At 53.6% G+C, this 16,005-nt stretch carries 13 protein-coding genes; 10 read left to right on the top strand and 3 right to left on the bottom strand.

Going from position 1 to position 16,005, the window contains the following annotated elements:
• Positions 1–29 precede the first annotated feature (29 nt).
• Positions 30–554, top strand: a complete 525-nt coding sequence (locus N685_RS0101155; protein WP_031405139.1) for a DUF2269 family protein — start codon at positions 30–32, stop codon at positions 552–554.
• Positions 555–861: 307 nt separating this feature from the next.
• On the opposite strand, the gene N685_RS18195 is transcribed toward N685_RS0101155, so the two are convergent.
• From N685_RS18195 to N685_RS0101140, 3 genes are all read right to left on the bottom strand, one after another.
• Positions 862–1,125: a hypothetical protein gene (locus N685_RS18195; RefSeq protein WP_156961359.1), complete on the bottom strand. Its 264-nt coding sequence runs from the start codon at positions 1,123–1,125 to the stop codon at positions 862–864.
• Between the two features lie 492 nt (positions 1,126–1,617).
• On the bottom strand, positions 1,618–1,890 hold the full coding sequence (locus N685_RS0101145) for a hypothetical protein (RefSeq protein WP_031405135.1): 273 nt from the start codon (positions 1,888–1,890) through the stop codon (positions 1,618–1,620).
• Positions 1,891–1,960: 70 nt separating this feature from the next.
• Entirely contained in the window at positions 1,961–2,647 is a 687-nt protein-coding gene (locus tag N685_RS0101140; protein ID WP_031405133.1) for a Crp/Fnr family transcriptional regulator, read from the bottom strand.
• Between the two features lie 322 nt (positions 2,648–2,969).
• Between N685_RS0101140 and argC the strand changes: the two genes are divergently transcribed.
• From argC to clpB, 9 genes are all read left to right on the top strand, one after another.
• A complete protein-coding gene (gene argC / locus N685_RS0101135) occupies positions 2,970–4,004 on the top strand; it encodes an N-acetyl-gamma-glutamyl-phosphate reductase (RefSeq protein ID WP_031405131.1) in 1,035 nt (344 codons plus the stop codon).
• A 16-nt stretch (positions 4,005–4,020) separates the two neighbouring features.
• Positions 4,021–5,253 (top strand): bifunctional ornithine acetyltransferase/N-acetylglutamate synthase, encoded by a 1,233-nt coding sequence (gene argJ / locus N685_RS0101130; RefSeq protein WP_031405129.1) that lies wholly within the window; start codon positions 4,021–4,023, stop codon positions 5,251–5,253.
• 12 nt (positions 5,254–5,265) lie between these two features.
• Positions 5,266–6,051, top strand: a complete 786-nt coding sequence (gene argB, locus N685_RS0101125; protein WP_031405127.1) for an acetylglutamate kinase — start codon at positions 5,266–5,268, stop codon at positions 6,049–6,051.
• Complete coding sequence (locus N685_RS0101120; protein WP_031405125.1) at positions 6,048–7,220, top strand: acetylornithine transaminase; 1,173 nt, start codon at positions 6,048–6,050, stop codon at positions 7,218–7,220. The genes argB and N685_RS0101120 overlap by 4 nt, the downstream gene beginning before the upstream one ends.
• A gap of 76 nt (positions 7,221–7,296) precedes the next feature.
• Positions 7,297–8,361, top strand: a complete 1,065-nt coding sequence (locus tag N685_RS0101115) for a carbamoyl phosphate synthase small subunit (RefSeq protein WP_031405123.1) — start codon at positions 7,297–7,299, stop codon at positions 8,359–8,361.
• Positions 8,354–11,482 (top strand): carbamoyl phosphate synthase large subunit, encoded by a 3,129-nt coding sequence (locus N685_RS0101110; RefSeq protein ID WP_031405120.1) that lies wholly within the window; start codon positions 8,354–8,356, stop codon positions 11,480–11,482. The genes N685_RS0101115 and N685_RS0101110 overlap by 8 nt, the downstream gene beginning before the upstream one ends.
• Positions 11,479–12,417, top strand: a complete 939-nt coding sequence (gene argF, locus N685_RS0101105) for an ornithine carbamoyltransferase (RefSeq protein ID WP_031405118.1) — start codon at positions 11,479–11,481, stop codon at positions 12,415–12,417. Before N685_RS0101110 ends, argF begins: the two co-directional genes overlap by 4 nt.
• 534 nt (positions 12,418–12,951) lie before the next feature.
• Positions 12,952–13,131: a YjzC family protein gene (locus N685_RS0101095; protein WP_031405116.1), complete on the top strand. Its 180-nt coding sequence runs from the start codon at positions 12,952–12,954 to the stop codon at positions 13,129–13,131.
• 113 nt (positions 13,132–13,244) lie between these two features.
• A complete protein-coding gene (clpB, locus tag N685_RS0101090) occupies positions 13,245–15,830 on the top strand; it encodes an ATP-dependent chaperone ClpB (RefSeq protein ID WP_031405114.1) in 2,586 nt (861 codons plus the stop codon).
• Positions 15,831–16,005 lie beyond the last annotated feature (175 nt).

Below are 16,005 nucleotides of genomic sequence, written 5' to 3'. Positions count from 1 at the left end.
TCGAATTTTAAAAAGGAGAAGACAATAATATGGGAAAAATGGGAGTTACTCAACGTAAATGGTTAAAAAGTTTTCATATTTTATTCCCGTCAATATGGGTAGGTTCTGGTTTTAGTATGATTTTCCTTATGATGGTTAAAAGCCAATCAATTAACACCATGTACTCCATTTGGCATTCCATCAAGCTAATTGATGTATTATTTGTCGCCATTCCCAACATATTAACCCTAATTACTGGTTTAATGATGGCAAAAATGACAAATTGGGGGTTAAAGCATACTTGGATAAAAGTTAAACTTTTCATCAATATTGTGATTGCCATCATTGGCGGTACATTTATGAGAAACCTAATTGACAAACAATTAGTGATGTTAAAAACGGGCGAACCGTCGGTGCTGGAGAATTCAGCTTTTTTATCGAATAGTCAGGTATTGGTTATTTCCACTTTATTAATAATGCTGGCAGTTATTTTTGCCATTTTTATTTCCGTTATTAAGCCGTGGGATAAAAGAAGAAAAAATAAACAACAAAAAGTTGACCCTTTAAATTCATAAAATAAATGAGTTAATTTCCGTAAATTCCCACCTATTTTAAGAAATTTTTAATTTTTTGACAATAGGAAATGGTAATCGTTGATTTAGCACACTTCATCACAAATCTAGCGAGGAGGGGGTAGCCAATAACTAGCCCCCTTGTCTTCCCAGCTATTTTTTAGTTGTGCAAGGACAACAGTGTTTGAAAAGCGATCAAATGGTAAATGGATTTTTTAAACAATTAGGGAAGTCAGAGCGGCTTTTCGGGATGAGGATTGGATTTATTCCGATACTTTCAAGTTCATGAATGTATTGCTGAAAAATGGGTTTAGACATGGCCTTTTTTAATGGGGGTGTCAATACTGCCTTTGGAGATAGCTACGAGGAATGAACGAAGCCTTACCTTTTTCAGTTTTGAAAAAGAACTATTGTCTATGAGCTTTTCCGCTTCGGTAATCTTGTAGTAATCACCTTTGTGGACAATTGGTAAAACATGTTTTGTCAAATATTGCTTAGATAAGGCATTTGAAAAGTAAGTCTTTAGTTTCTTCGGTCTGCCTGCCCCTTTATCGTCTCTTGTCATTCCGTTCAAGTGTTCATTCTTCAGTCTAAGCTCATACCTTACTCGATTCCGGTCATATGACTCGATTTTTTCACCTTTTGCCCTCCGTTCATCTTCTTTACCCCGAGTTCGACAGTGACTAGGCAAACAAAATGCCTCTCATCCCTTGATACCAAAGGGACGAGAGGCATTTGGGCATACGTTGGGCGTGTATCTAGAAGGCTGGTGAAAAACCGCTGATTCCCTTCATCAATGGGGGAACGCGTGAAAAGCAGGACCGATGCAACAAGGTTTTTCTAGTTGAGAAATGATATTGCAAAGCGGTATCCACGATTAAATCACCAGCCTCCTAGGATCCGCATCACGAAACCCTTGATATAACAGCATTTTGGCCATTATTTTCATTTGCCTAAAATGACCTCAAAACTGTCGAACTCGGGTTCAAGAAAAACTTGGGGCGAAACAGCTTTAGTTATTAGTCGTTACGCTATTTGGGAGTATGAAAATTAAATCGAAGTATAATCAGAAATTTTTTAGATATATAAAGGCGATGAAACGATCACGTACGATGCGAACGGCAACCGCTTCCAAGACGGCCAGTATCGGTATGAACGGAGCGCCGCCGATCCGCTTGTCGCGATCACCTGAAAAGGCGAAAGCGCGTCGTTTGTGATGTACCAATACGATGAAGACGGCCGGCGCTATTTTTTGCAAGCCAAAAACAACCTGAGACAAGAAAAAGCGGCGGAGGAGATAGAAATTGTTTGGAGAAGACAACCATGATTTAAGTTTCAAGAGGCTGTCTCCAAAGGGCGTAAGACGATCTTTGGAGGTCAGCCCCTTCTTTTTTTGCCGCACCCGACTGTCAGTCAATGCTGCACAGCTCGGGCGGGCAGCCTTCGCAGGCGATCTCATCGCGCAAGTATTGCAAATGGTGGACGCGAATTTTTCCTTTTTGCACGGAGATGACGCCTTTTTTCCGCAAGTCGCCGAGCATGCGGTTGACGACTTCGCGGGCGGTGCCGCAAAAGTTGGCAAGCTCTTGGTTTGTAAGAGGCAGGTCGATCAAAATGCCGTCTTCTTTCATCACGCCATAGCTGTTGCAAAGGCGGATGAGCGTGGAATAGAGCGCCCCTTTTTTGCCATGCAAAATCAAATCGCGGAATTTCGTTTGTGTTTTGCGGAAATGGAGGCTCATCCATTTCATGAACTCGATGGCCAGCTTCGGGTTGTTGGCGAGCTCTTGTTCGAGCGTCTCGCGCTTAATGGCGGAAACGACGCCATCTTCCAACACTTTCGCCGTCAACATGTAGCGGGCACCGGGGCAAAAGAGCGTCAGCTCGCCGATCAAATCGCCCTCGTTGCAAATGCGCAGCGTGAGCTCTCGTCCGTCCATGTCCATTTTGCTGATTTGGATTTTCCCCGATTGAATATAGTAAATCTCGTCTGCCTTTTCCCCTTCTTGAAACAAGTACGTTCCCTTCTCAAGGCGAAGATCATGTCCAAGTGATGTAAGCCATTTCTGCCATTCACGAGATTCAACCTCGTTCATCGGATCACAACCTTGCGTAGAATGTGTCGCTATATAACAGTGTACAGGAAAAAAGAGGGAAGTCAATATAAGGATAGTGGAAAGATTGAAAACTTGTTGAACATTGGGTGAATGTTTCGTGATCGTCTGTACGCTGGAGTCAATGGGGGATGGATAAAAGAATGGATTCCATCAGTGCAGTCAGAGCAGGTTTGGCCGCTCCGTCGGGAGGTGAATGAGAAAGAAAAAAATTCCTCAAAAATTATTAAATATACATTTGATTTTATTTTTATACAGTATTATAATGGGTACTACATGAGGCACACGGGTGAGGGGGAACGTCATGAAAGTGGCAATCATCGGGGCGACGGGATACAGCGGCGCGGAGCTGTTTCGCTTGTTGCATGGGCATCCGCACGTTGACCGCTGTGACGTCTATTCGTCGTCGCAAGATGGGATTCATTTATCGGAGAGTTTCCCGCACATCGGTGATATCGATGATGTGGTGTTGCATAAACTGGACATCGAGGCGCTCGCCAAGTATGACGCGGTCTTTTTCGCCACGCCGCCCGGGGTGTCGGGGGAGTGGGCGCCGGCGCTTGTCGACCGCGGAGTGAAAGTGATTGACTTATCGGGCGATTTCCGTTTGAAAGACGGCGCGCTGTACGCACAATGGTACGGGCGCGAGGCGGCGCCGGCTGCGTATTTGGAGCGGGCGGTGTACGGATTGACCGAGTGGAACCGGGAAGCGATCCGCGAGGCCGAGCTTTTATCCAACCCGGGCTGCTATCCGACGGCGACGTTGCTTGGCCTGGCTCCGCTTGTCAGAGAAGGATGGGTCAGCGAAGACTCGATCATCGTTGATGCGAAGTCGGGCGTGTCGGGCGCGGGACGGAAAGCAGGGCTCGGGACGCATTTTTCCGAAGTCAACGAAAACGTGAAAATTTATAAAGTGAATGCCCATCAGCACATTCCGGAAATTGAACAAATGCTCGGAACATGGAACGAGGCGGTGGAGCCGATCACGTTCAGCACCCACTTGATCCCGATGACAAGAGGCATTATGGCGACGATGTACGCGAAGGCGAAACAGCCGCTTTCCCTTAGCGATTTACTAGATTTATATAAAACAAGTTACGAAGATTCGCCGTTTGTCCGCATCCGCAAGCCGGGGCAGTTTCCGGCAACGAAAGAAGTGTACGGCTCGAACTATTGCGACATCGGCCTCGCCTATGATGAGCGGACGGGACGGGTGACGGTCGTGGCGGTGATCGATAACTTGATGAAAGGGGCTGCCGGGCAGGCGGTCCAAAACTTCAATTTGATGATGGGATGGGATGAGGCGGCGGGCCTCCCATCCTTGCCGATCTATCCGTAAGGAAGGGGAACGAACGATGACAATGACGAAACAAACGGCGCAAGTGACGGCGCTTGCCGATGGAACGATCGTCACGCCGAAAGGGTTTCAAGCGGCCGGAGTGCAAGCCGGGCTGCGTTATTCGAAAAACGATTTAGGAGTCATTATCTGCGACGTGCCAGCTTCGGCCGCCGCTGTGTATACCCAAAGCCATTTTCAGGCCGCGCCGCTGAAAGTGACGCAGGAAAGCCTTGCGGTCGAGCAAACATTGCAGGCGGTCATCGTCAACAGCGCCTGCGCGAACGCCTGCACCGGTGCGCGAGGGCTTCGCGACGCGTATGAAATGCGCGACCTGTGCGCGAAACAATTCGGCTTCGCGCCGCATCATGTGGCCGTCGCTTCAACGGGCGTGATCGGGGAATATTTGCCGATGGAAAAAATCCGCGCCGGCATCGAAACGCTTGTCCCGGGAGCGGCGATGGCGGATGCCGAAGCGTTTCAAACCGCCATTTTAACGACCGATACGGTGATGAAGCGCGCTTGTTACCAAACGACGGTGGACGGCAAAACGGTGACGATCGGCGGGGCGGCGAAAGGGTCGGGGATGATTCACCCGAACATGGCGACAATGCTTGCGTTCATTACGACCGATGCCAATATTTCGCCGCCGGTGCTGCAGGCGGCGCTGCGAGCGGCTACGGACGTTTCGTTTAACCAAATTACGGTCGACGGCGATACGTCGACGAACGATATGGTCATCGTCATGGCAAGCGGCTTGGCTGGGAATCACGAGCTGACGCCCGATCATCCGGATTGGGGGAACTTTTACGAAGCGCTGCGAAAAACGTGCGAGGACTTGGCCAAACAAATCGCGAGAGACGGCGAGGGAGCGACAAAGCTTATTGAAGTGCGCGTGCGCGGCGCGAAAACGGATGCCGAAGCGAAAAAAATCGCCAAGCAAATCGTCGGCTCCAACTTGGTGAAAACGGCCGTTTACGGCGCGGACGCCAACTGGGGGCGAATCATCGGCGCGATCGGCTATGCGGATGCCGACGTGAACCCCGACAACGTCGATGTCGCCATCGGGCCGATCGTAATGTTGAAAGGGAGCGAGCCGCAGCCGTTTTCCGAAGAGGAAGCGGCCGCCTACTTGCAAAATGAAATGATCGTCATTGACGTCGATCTTCATATCGGCGATGGCGTTGGGATCGCTTGGGGCTGCGACTTGACGTACGATTACGTGAAAATTAACGCCAGCTACCGGACATAAGGGGAGAGAGAAATGGGGAACACGGTCGTGATCAAATGCGGCGGCAGCGTGCTTGATGAGCTGTCTCCCGCCTTTTTTGCCAGCGTGAAAACGATGCGCGAACAAGGGATGAATGTCGTCATCGTCCACGGCGGCGGCCCGGAAATCGGGCGAATGTTGAAAAAACTGGCGGTGCCGAGCGAGTTTGTCAACGGCTTGCGGAAAACAACCAAAGACGTGCTTGCCGTTGTAGAAATGGTGCTCTCGGGCCAAGTGAACAAACAGCTCGTCGCCATGCTCACCCAGCGCGGCTTGCCGGCTGTCGGCGTTTCGGGCGTGGACGGAGGGCTGCTCGAAGCGGAACCGATTGACTTGAATCAACTTGGCTATGTCGGCCGGGTGAAAACGGTTCGTTCCCGTCTTTTGCGCACGCTGCTTGAAGCGGGCTACATCCCGGTTATTTCCCCGCTTGGCATCGACCAAAGCGGGCAAACGTACAACATTAACGCCGACACGGCGGCCGGGGCGGTGGCAGCAGCCATCGGCGCGAGCCAGCTCGCCTTTGTGACGAACGTGCCTGGCATTTTGCAAGACGGCGCGCTCGTCGAGGAAGCGACAGCGGAGATGGTCGAGCAGTTGCTCGAAGCCGGCGTCATCACCGGCGGGATGATCCCGAAAGTGAAAGCAGCGCTCTCCGCCTTGTCCGATGCGCTGCCGGAAGTGGTGATCGTCAGCGGCAAAACGCCGTTTTATGAGCAAGGAAGATGGCACGGGACAACGATTCGAAAAGAAAACGAAGTGGGGGTCTACTCATCATGAGCGCGCTGTTTCCGACATACAACCGCTGGAAGATTGCTGTGCAATCGGCGGAAGGCACGGTGGTGACCGATGTCAACGGAAAACGATATCTCGATTTCGTTTCCGGCATTGCTGTTTGCAACCTCGGCCATCGTCATCCGCACGTCCAAAAGGCGATTGAACAACAGCTCAACCAATATTGGCACGTATCGAATCTGTTTACGATCCCGATTCAGGAAGAAGTCGCTTCCTTGCTTGTCGCCCATAGCGCCGGAGATTGCGTCTTTTTCTGCAACAGCGGGGCCGAGGCAAACGAAGCGGCGTTAAAGCTGGCGCGCAAACATACGGGAAGGCACAAAGTGATTACGTTCCAGCAATCGTTTCACGGCCGGACGTTTGCGACGATGGCGGCGACCGGGCAGGAGAAAGTGCATAGCGGATTCGGACCGCTCCTTCCGGAATTTATCCATTTGCCGTTCAATGATGTGGCTGCGCTGAAAGAAGCCATGAGCGATGAGATCGCGGCGGTGATGCTTGAGGTCGTCCAAGGCGAAGGGGGCGTCCGCCCGGTGGACCCGGCGTTTTTGCAAGCGGCGGCCGAGCTGTGCCAAACATACGGCGCGCTCCTGATCATTGACGAAGTGCAAACCGGCATCGGCCGGACCGGGAAGCCGTTTGCTTACCAGCATTTTGGCATTGAGCCGGATATCATGACGGTCGCCAAAGGACTTGGCAGCGGCATTCCGGTGGGTGCGATGATCGGCAAGGCGTTTTTAAAGGAGTCGTTCGGTCCTGGGGTGCACGGATCGACGTTTGGCGGCAACCCGATCGCGATGGCCGCCGCCAAGGCGACGCTTGAGGTCGTGTTCGATCCGGCGTTTTTGCAAGAGGTGCAAGAAAAGGGGAGTTACTTGCTCGGACGGTTAAACGAGGCGCTCTCCCCGCTTGACATCGTCACGGACGTGCGCGGGCTCGGACTGCTGGTCGGGGTGGAATGCCAAATGGACGTCGGGCCGCTTTTGCCGCTGGTCCATGAAAACGGCCTGCTTGTTTTGCCGGCCGGACCGAAGGTGATCCGCCTGCTGCCGCCGCTTGTCGTCACGAAAGCGGAAATCGATCGAGCGGTCGACATGTTGGCAGCGGTGTTGAAAAACGCGGAGGCGTCGGCCGTGTTGTCACCTGATGGTTGAAGGGGCTCATTTTTATTCCTGTTAATGCATAAAAATTCCCTAACGGTTATAAAAATCAAACGATGAGGTGGCGCCAATGAAAGCGTACTTGCATCTGGCCAGCGGAAAAACGTTCAGCGGCGAGCTCGCCGTTCCGCTGGCGGAAAAGGTGAGCGGGGAGATCGTCTTTTTCACCGGCATGACCGGGTACCAAGAGGTGCTGACCGATCCGTCGTATAAAAATCAAATGATCGTCTTTACGTATCCGCTCATCGGCAATTATGGCATCAATGAAGAAGACTTTGAAAGCAAGCGCCCGCATGTGGAGGCGGTCATCGTCTACGAGGCGAGCCGTGAAGGGTTTCATTACGGGGCGAAATACAGCCTGGCAGAATATTTGCGGCATTGGAACATTCCGCTGCTCACCCACGTCGATACGCGCGCCCTTGTCAAAGAAATCCGCACCGAAGGGACGATGATGGCGGAGTTAAGCTTGTCGTCCGTTCCCTCTGTCTTCCGTGAAGAAGCAGCGTTCCCGGTGCGCGCTGTGTCGACGAAAAGAATGGAGACGTATGGCCACGGAGGGCCGCATATTGTGCTTCTCGATTTCGGCTATAAAAAATCGATTTTGCGCTCGCTCGTTGCGCGCGGCTGCCAGGTGACGGTCGTGCCGCACGATACGACGCCGGAAGCGATTGAGGCGCTCAAGCCGGATGGGCTTGTCCTCTCCAACGGCCCTGGCGATCCGAAACAGCTGCGCCATCAGCTTCCCGTTATTCGCCAGCTGATCGATCGGTATCCGACGCTCGCCATCTGCCTTGGCCATCAGCTTGTCGCCCTGGCGTACGGGGCGGATACGGAAAAGCTCCGCTTCGGTCATCGCGGAGCGAATCAGCCGGTGTGGGACGCGGTGAAACAAAACGTCGTCATGACATCGCAAAACCATAGCTATGTTGTCAAAGAGGACAGTTTGGCGGCCACACCGTTTGCCATTCGCTTCATCAACGTCAACGACGGCTCCATCGAAGGGATGATCCATCGCCATAAGCCGATTTTATCGGTGCAATACCATCCGGAGGCGCATCCGGGGCCGCACGATACCGGCTATATTTTCGATGAGTTTTTGCAAACCGTCGCAAAGGGAGAGAAAGTCTATGCCTAAAGATTCCTCACTTCAATCGATTCTCCTGATCGGGTCGGGGCCGATCGTCATCGGCCAAGCGGCTGAGTTTGACTATTCCGGCACGCAGGCGTGCATCGCCTTAAAAGAAGAAGGATACCGCGTCATTTTAGTGAACAACAATCCGGCAACGATCATGACCGATGACGTCCACGCCGATGCCGTCTATTTTGAACCGCTCACCGTCGACGCCGTCGAAGCGATCATCGCCAAGGAACGGCCGGATGGGCTGCTGGCCACATTCGGCGGCCAGACTGGGCTCAACTTAGCGTTTCAGCTGCATGAAGCCGGCGTGCTGGAAAAATACGGGGTGAGACTGCTCGGAACACCGATTGAAGCCATTCAGCGCGGAGAAGACCGCGAAGCGTTCCGCGCGCTGATGCAGGAGCTTGGCGAACCGGTGCCGGAGAGCGAAATTGTCACAAGCGTCGAAGAAGCGGTCGCGTTTGCCGAAAAAATCGGTTTTCCGATCATTATTCGTCCCGCCTATACGCTCGGTGGGACGGGCGGCGGCATTGCCGACAACATGGAGCAGTTCATTGCGCTCGTGGAAAAAGGCCTGGCCGAAAGCCCGATTCGCCAATGTTTAATCGAGCGGAGCGTCGCCGGATTTAAAGAGATTGAATATGAAGTAATGCGCGACCAATCGAATACGTGTATCACGGTTTGCAATATGGAAAACGTTGATCCCGTCGGCATCCATACCGGCGATTCGATCGTCGTCGCGCCGTCGCAGACGCTGACGGATGAGGAATACCAAATGCTTCGTTCTTCAGCGGTGAAAATCATTTCGGCCTTAGGGATCATCGGCGGCTGCAACATTCAATTCGCCCTTGATCCGAACAGCAAGCAATACTACTTAATCGAAGTCAACCCGCGCGTCAGCCGTTCGTCAGCGCTCGCCTCGAAAGCGACCGGCTATCCGATCGCCCGCATCGCCGCCAAACTGGCTGTCGGCTATACGCTGGCCGAACTCGTCAATCCGGTGACGAAAACGACGTATGCCAGCTTCGAGCCAGCCTTGGATTATGTCGTCGTCAAGTTTCCGCGCTTGCCGTTTGACAAGTTTCCGCACGCCGACCGCAAGCTCGGCACGCAGATGAAGGCGACCGGAGAAGTGATGGCGATCGACCGCAACATGGAGCGAGCGTTCCAAAAAGCGGTGCAGTCGCTTGAAGGCAAAAACAACGGGCTGTTTTGGCCGGAACTTGCGGCGAAAACGAACGATGAGCTGAAACAACTGCTTGTTGACAAAGACGACCGCCGCTTTTTCGCTATCTTGGAATTGCTCCGCCGCGGGGTGACGGTCGAAGACATTCACGCATGGACGAAAATCGACCGCTTTTTCCTTCGCTCGTTTGAGCGGCTCGTGGCGCTCGAAAAACAGGCGGCAGCTGCGTCAATCGATACGATTGATGAAGCGACCTTCCGTTTTTTGAAAGAAAAAGGATGCAGCGACGCCTTTTTGGCCGAAACGTGGGGCGTGACCGAGCTTGACGTGCGCCGCAAGCGGAAAGAGCTTGGCATCGTGCCGTCGTACAAAATGGTTGACACGTGTGCGGCCGAGTTCCATTCGGAAACGGATTACTACTACTCGACGTATTTCGGCGAAGACGAGCGGAAGAAAGCGAGCGGCAAGGAGAAAGTGCTGATCATCGGCGCCGGACCGATTCGCATCGGCCAAGGGATCGAGTTTGATTACAGCTCTGTTCACAGCGTGTTCGCGTTGCAACAAGAAGGGTATGAGACGGTGATGATCAACAACAATCCGGAAACGGTGTCGACCGATTTTGCCGTCGCTGACCGCCTGTACTTTGAGCCATTGACCTTAGAGAGCGTCCTCGATGTCATTGAAGCCGAACAAATCAAGCATATCATTGTTCAATTCGGCGGCCAGACGGCGATCAATTTGGTCAAAGGACTCGAGGAAGCTGGTGTGCCGCTGCTTGGCGTCACCTACGAGATCATTGACCAGCTGGAAGATCGCGACCGTTTTTACCAGTTGCTTGAGGAGCTTGACATTCCGCACGTCCCCGGCTTGATGGCGAACAACGCCGAAGAGCTCGCCGCCAAAGCGGCCGAGATCGGCTATCCGGTGCTGCTCCGCCCGTCGTATGTGATCGGCGGCCGCGGCATGTTCATCGTCCGGAACGAGATCCAGCTTGCCGCTTTGATCGAACAAGGTGAGTTGACGTATCCGATTTTGATCGATGCGTATTTGGACGGGAAAGAGGCGGAGGCAGACATCGTGACAGACGGAACGGACCTGTTGCTGCCGACGATCATCGAACATGTCGAAAAAGCCGGCGTCCACTCCGGCGACAGCTACGCTTGGCTGCCGGCGCAGACGCTCACAGACGAAGAAAAAGCGAAAATCATCGACTATGCGGGCCGGATTGCCAACAAACTCGGCTTCAAAGGAATCATGAACATTCAATATGTCATTGCCGATGGCCATGTGTATGTGCTTGAAGTCAATCCGCGCGCGAGCCGGACGGTGCCGATCGTCAGCAAAACGACCGGCGTGCCGCTGGCGCAAATTGCGACAAAATTATTGCTTGGGAAATCGCTTGTCGACATGGTCGATGAAAACATGCGTAAATTGGCGGTCATGCCGTACGCTGTGTTGAAGTACCCCGTATTTTCCACGTACAAACTGCCGGGCGTTGACCCGACCGTTGGCCCGGAAATGAAATCGACCGGTGAAGGCATCAGCATCGCCGCGACGAAGGAAGAAGCGGCGTACAAGGCGTTTTACGCCTACTTGCAAAAGAAAGCGAAAGCGAATGAAATGTACGTCATCGGCGGCATCGATGAAGCGCTGGCGGCGGAAATCGAAGCGAAACAGCTGGTGATTGTGTCCGAGCTCCCGTTTGCTGAGTGGGTGAAACGCGATGCGGCGCTGGCGGTGATCGACTTGGGCAAAGAGGAAGGCGAGGGGCCGAAACGAATGGCTGCGTTGTCCCGACAATTGCTCGTCTTCACAGAGCCCGAGACGTTGAAGCTCTTCTTGCAGGCGCTCGCTGTCGATCAGCTCGATGTGCAGCCGATCCACAGCTGGCTGGAAAAGAAAAAACAGGCAGAACAGGCGGTGATTTTATGAATGCAGTCATGTCACTGAAAGGAAGAGATGTGTTAACGCTGCTTGATTTTTCCACAGACGAAATTTTCGATTTGTTGGCGCTCGCCGCCGACTTAAAGGCGAAACAAAAAGCGGGGATTCCGTATACGCCGCTTGTCGGCAAAACGATGGCGATGATTTTTGAAAAGCCGTCAACGCGCACGCGCGTGTCGTTTGAAGTCGGCATGATCCAGCTCGGCGGCCAAGCGCTCTACTTGAATGGCAACGACCTGCAGCTCGGCCGCGGCGAAACGATCGCCGATACGGCGCGCGTCTTATCGCAATACGTGGATGTCATGATGATCCGGACGTTTGCCCACGAAAAGGTCGAAGAATTGGCGGAATACGCGTCGGTTCCGGTCATCAACGGCTTGACCGATGACGACCATCCGTGCCAAGCGCTGGCGGATTTGCTGACGATTTATGAAGTGAAGAAAACGTTCCAAGGCGTCAAGCTCGCCTATGTCGGCGACGGCAACAACGTCGCCAACGCGCTCCTAGCAGCCGCGGCGAAAGTGGGCATGGATGTGGCCATCGCCTGTCCGCCCGGCTATGAACCGAAAGCCGCCTATGTGGAGGCGGCGCGCCAAATAGGGGAAAAAACGGGTGCCGCCGTCACGGTGACCCACGACCCGCTTGAGGCTGTGGCGGGGGCTGATGCGATTTATACCGATGTCTGGACGAGCATGGGCCAAGAGAGCGAAAGCGCCGAGCGGCTTCGCGTGTTTCAGCCGTACCAAGTGAATGAAGAGCTCGTCAAAGCGGCAAAACCCGATTACCTCTTTTTGCACTGCCTGCCGGCCCACCGCGGCGAGGAAGTGACCGCCGGCGTTATAGACGGACCGAACTCGTTCGTCTTTGAGCAGGCCGGCAACCGGCTTCATGCCCAAAAAGCGATTTTAGTGTCGATCCTATAGAAAAAGGAATTCCCGCTTCGGGAGTTCCTTTTTCGCTCTGACTAAGAGGGGCGGTGATTTCGCGCAAAAGGTTGCGATTCCACCGATTTCTCAGTTAGAGAAGCCTAGGAGGCTGGTGATTTAGTGCAAAATGCTACTGATTCCATCCATTTCTCAATGAGAGAAACTTTGCAGAACCAGCTTTCTTTTTTGAATGAAAATGCCGCCGATTGGTGTGCGACAGCGGTTTTTCACCGGCCTTCCAGCGAAATCAGCCTTCTTTTTTTGGCCAAATGCCGCTGATTGATTTGCTTGTGGCCGCCGTTTTTCACCGGCCTGTAAGAGCGTGTCCCGATCCTTTGGGGACACGCTCTTTGACGGCTTTGGCCGCACGATAGGTTTTGCCTCATCTTAAAGGCAGACAACCGTTTCCGTCTGCCCTTTTGTAAAAGGGTTAGCGCTCCGTGTGCGGCGGCCCCATCATTTCCCTTCTTATGAACAGCGGCGAAACTGGGAATGCTAACAAATGCAATCGAAGCAAGGGGGATGAAACAAATGGGTCAACCGCGCCATTTTAAACCGGGAGACAAAGCGCCGAACAACGGCATTTACATTGAGATCGGCGAAACGGGAGACAATGTGAAACATCCAAAAAAGCTGAAACTGAAAGCCGGTGACACGTTTCCGGAAACGTCGAACCATAACCGGCATTGGACGTATTTGCGCAAGCCGTAAGGCGGATGAAACGAAAAGCCATTCCCATCGCGGAGTGGCTTTTGGTTTGCTTACCGGGCGGTGGATCCGCTATAATCATTTATAGTCAAAAAAGGTCAAATGGAGGGAACGGCATGGATGCAAGCCGTTTGACGGAAAAACTGCAAGAGGCGTTCATGGCGGCGCAATCGCTCGCCAAAGAACGGCATCATCAACAGCTCGATGTCGAGCACCTGCTGTTGGCGCTCTTTGAACAAGAAGGCGGCCTGGCGCCGCGGTTGTTGGAGCTTTCGGGCGCTGACAAGGAAAAGGCCGCTGACTGGCTGCGCCACCAGCTTTGTCAAAAACCGGAAGTGCATGGGGCGAATGGGCAGCTATATGTTGCGCCCGCCTTGGCGCGGCTGCTTGAGGAAGCCGAAGCGGAAGCAAAACGAATGCAAGACGAGTACATATCGGTTGAACATGTGTTGCTCGCGTTGCCTCGCGGCGCCGAGCCGGTCGCCCGGCAGCTGGCGCCGTTTGGGGTGACTCGTGAAGCGCTGTTGGCCGCATTGACAAAAGTAAGGGGGAATCAACGCGTGACAAGTCCGAATCCAGAGGCGACGTACGAGGCATTGACCAAATACGGACGCGATTTAGTGGCGGAAGCCAGAGCAGGGAAAATCGACCCGGTCATCGGCCGCGACAGTGAAATTCGCCGTGTCATCCGCATTTTGTCGCGCAAAACGAAAAACAATCCGGTGTTGATCGGCGAGCCGGGCGTGGGGAAAACGGCCATTGTGGAAGGGCTCGCCCAGCGCATCGTGCGCAAAGACGTCCCGGAAGGCTTGAAAGACAAAACGATTTTCGCACTTGATATGAGTGCGCTTGTTGCTGGAGCGAAGTTTCGCGGTGAATTTGAAGAGCGGCTGAAAGCGGTGCTCAATGAAATCAAAAAAAGCGACGGCCGCATCATTTTGTTCATTGACGAGCTGCATACGATCGTCGGCGCCGGCCGGGCCGAGGGGGCGATGGACGCCGGCAATATGTTAAAGCCGATGCTCGCCCGCGGCGAGCTGCGCTGTATCGGAGCGACGACGCTTGATGAGTACCGGCAATACATCGAAAAAGACCCGGCGCTCGAGCGCCGCTTCCAACAAGTATTGGTCCAAGAGCCGAGCGTCGAAGACACGATTTCGATTTTGCGCGGGCTGAAAGAGCGGTACGAAGTGCACCATGGCGTGAAAATTCACGATCGCGCGCTCGTCGCGGCTGCGGTGTTGTCCGACCGTTACATCTCTGACCGCTTTTTGCCTGACAAAGCGATTGATTTGGTCGATGAAGCGTGCGCGACGATCCGCACGGAAATGGATTCGATGCCGTCCGAACTCGATGAAGTGATGCGCCGCGTCATGCAGCTCGAGATTGAAGAGGCGGCATTAAGCAAAGAAACGGATGAAGCGAGCCGCGAGCGGCTTGCGGCATTGCAAAAAGAACTCGCTGATTTGCGCGAAAAAGCGAATGCCATGAAAGCGCAATGGCAGCAGGAAAAAGAAGCGCTTGACCGCGTCCGCCGTCTGCGCGAGGCGCTCGAGCGGGCAAAACGCGAACTGGAAGAGGCGGAAAACGAGTATGATTTAAACAAGGCGGCCGAGCTTCGCCATGGCCGCATTCCGCAGCTGGAAAAGCAACTCAAACAGCTTGAGCAGGAAATCAGTGAGCAAAGTGAAGGGAAATTACTGCGTGAGGAAGTGACGGAAGAAGAGATTGCCGAAATCGTGTCGCGCTGGACAGGCATTCCGCTCACCCGCCTTGTCGAAGGGGAGCGGGAAAAGCTGCTTCGCCTTCATGAATGGCTGCACAGGCGGGTCATCGGTCAAGAGGAGGCGGTCGGGCTCGTCGCCGATGCCATCTTGCGGGCGCGCGCCGGCTTGAAAGATCCGCACCGCCCGATCGGCTCGTTTTTGTTCCTTGGACCGACCGGCGTCGGCAAAACGGAACTGGCCAAAGCGCTCGCCGAAGCACTGTTTGACAGTGAGGAGCAACTGATTCGTCTGGACATGTCCGAGTATATGGAAAAACACGCTGTCTCCCGCTTGATCGGAGCGCCGCCCGGCTATGTCGGCTATGAGGAAGGCGGCCAGCTGACCGAGGCGGTGCGGCGCAAGCCATATTCCGTTCTGTTGTTTGATGAAATCGAAAAAGCGCATCCGGACGTGTTCAACATCCTGCTGCAACTGCTGGATGACGGGCGGCTCACCGATTCGCACGGACGGACGGTCGATTTTAAAAACACGGTCGTCATCATGACATCGAACATCGGCTCGCCGCTGTTATTGGAAAACAAACAGGGCGGCATCGATGAGGGCACGCGCAACCAAGTGCTTGGCCAATTGCGCGCCCATTTCCGCCCCGAGTTTTTAAACCGCATCGACGATATCGTCTTGTTCAAGCCGTTGTCGATGAACGAAGTAAAAGGCATCGTCGACAAATTCGCCCGCGAATTGTCGGGCCGTTTGGCCGATCGGCATATCGAACTCGCGCTGACCGAAGCGGCGAAGCAATACATCGCCGAAGCGGGCTTCGACCCGGTGTACGGCGCCCGCCCGCTCAAACGGTTTATGCAAAAGCAAATCGAAACGCCTCTTGCCAAAGAGTTGATCGCCGGGCGGGTGAAAGAGTATAGCACCGTCATGGTTGATGTTGACAACGGACGGCTCGTCATTCGTCCGTCGGTATAGACAAACCGAAGGGGCCCGCCGACGCGGAGAGACGTGCTTTTTGTCTGTCGGAGCGCAGCATGGACGGAAAACACGAGCCCAGATCAGATCAATAGAGATGGAATCGCCCTCCACTTACACCTATATACGTGTTGGAACGGGGCTTCTCGGTTAGGGATGACAAAAACAACGCCTT

This window comes from Geobacillus vulcani PSS1, from assembly GCF_000733845.1.
GTDB lineage: Bacteria > Bacillota > Bacilli > Bacillales > Anoxybacillaceae > Geobacillus > Geobacillus vulcani.
Note: the sequence above shows the minus strand (reverse complement) of the source record. Positions and strands in the feature narration are given on the sequence as shown.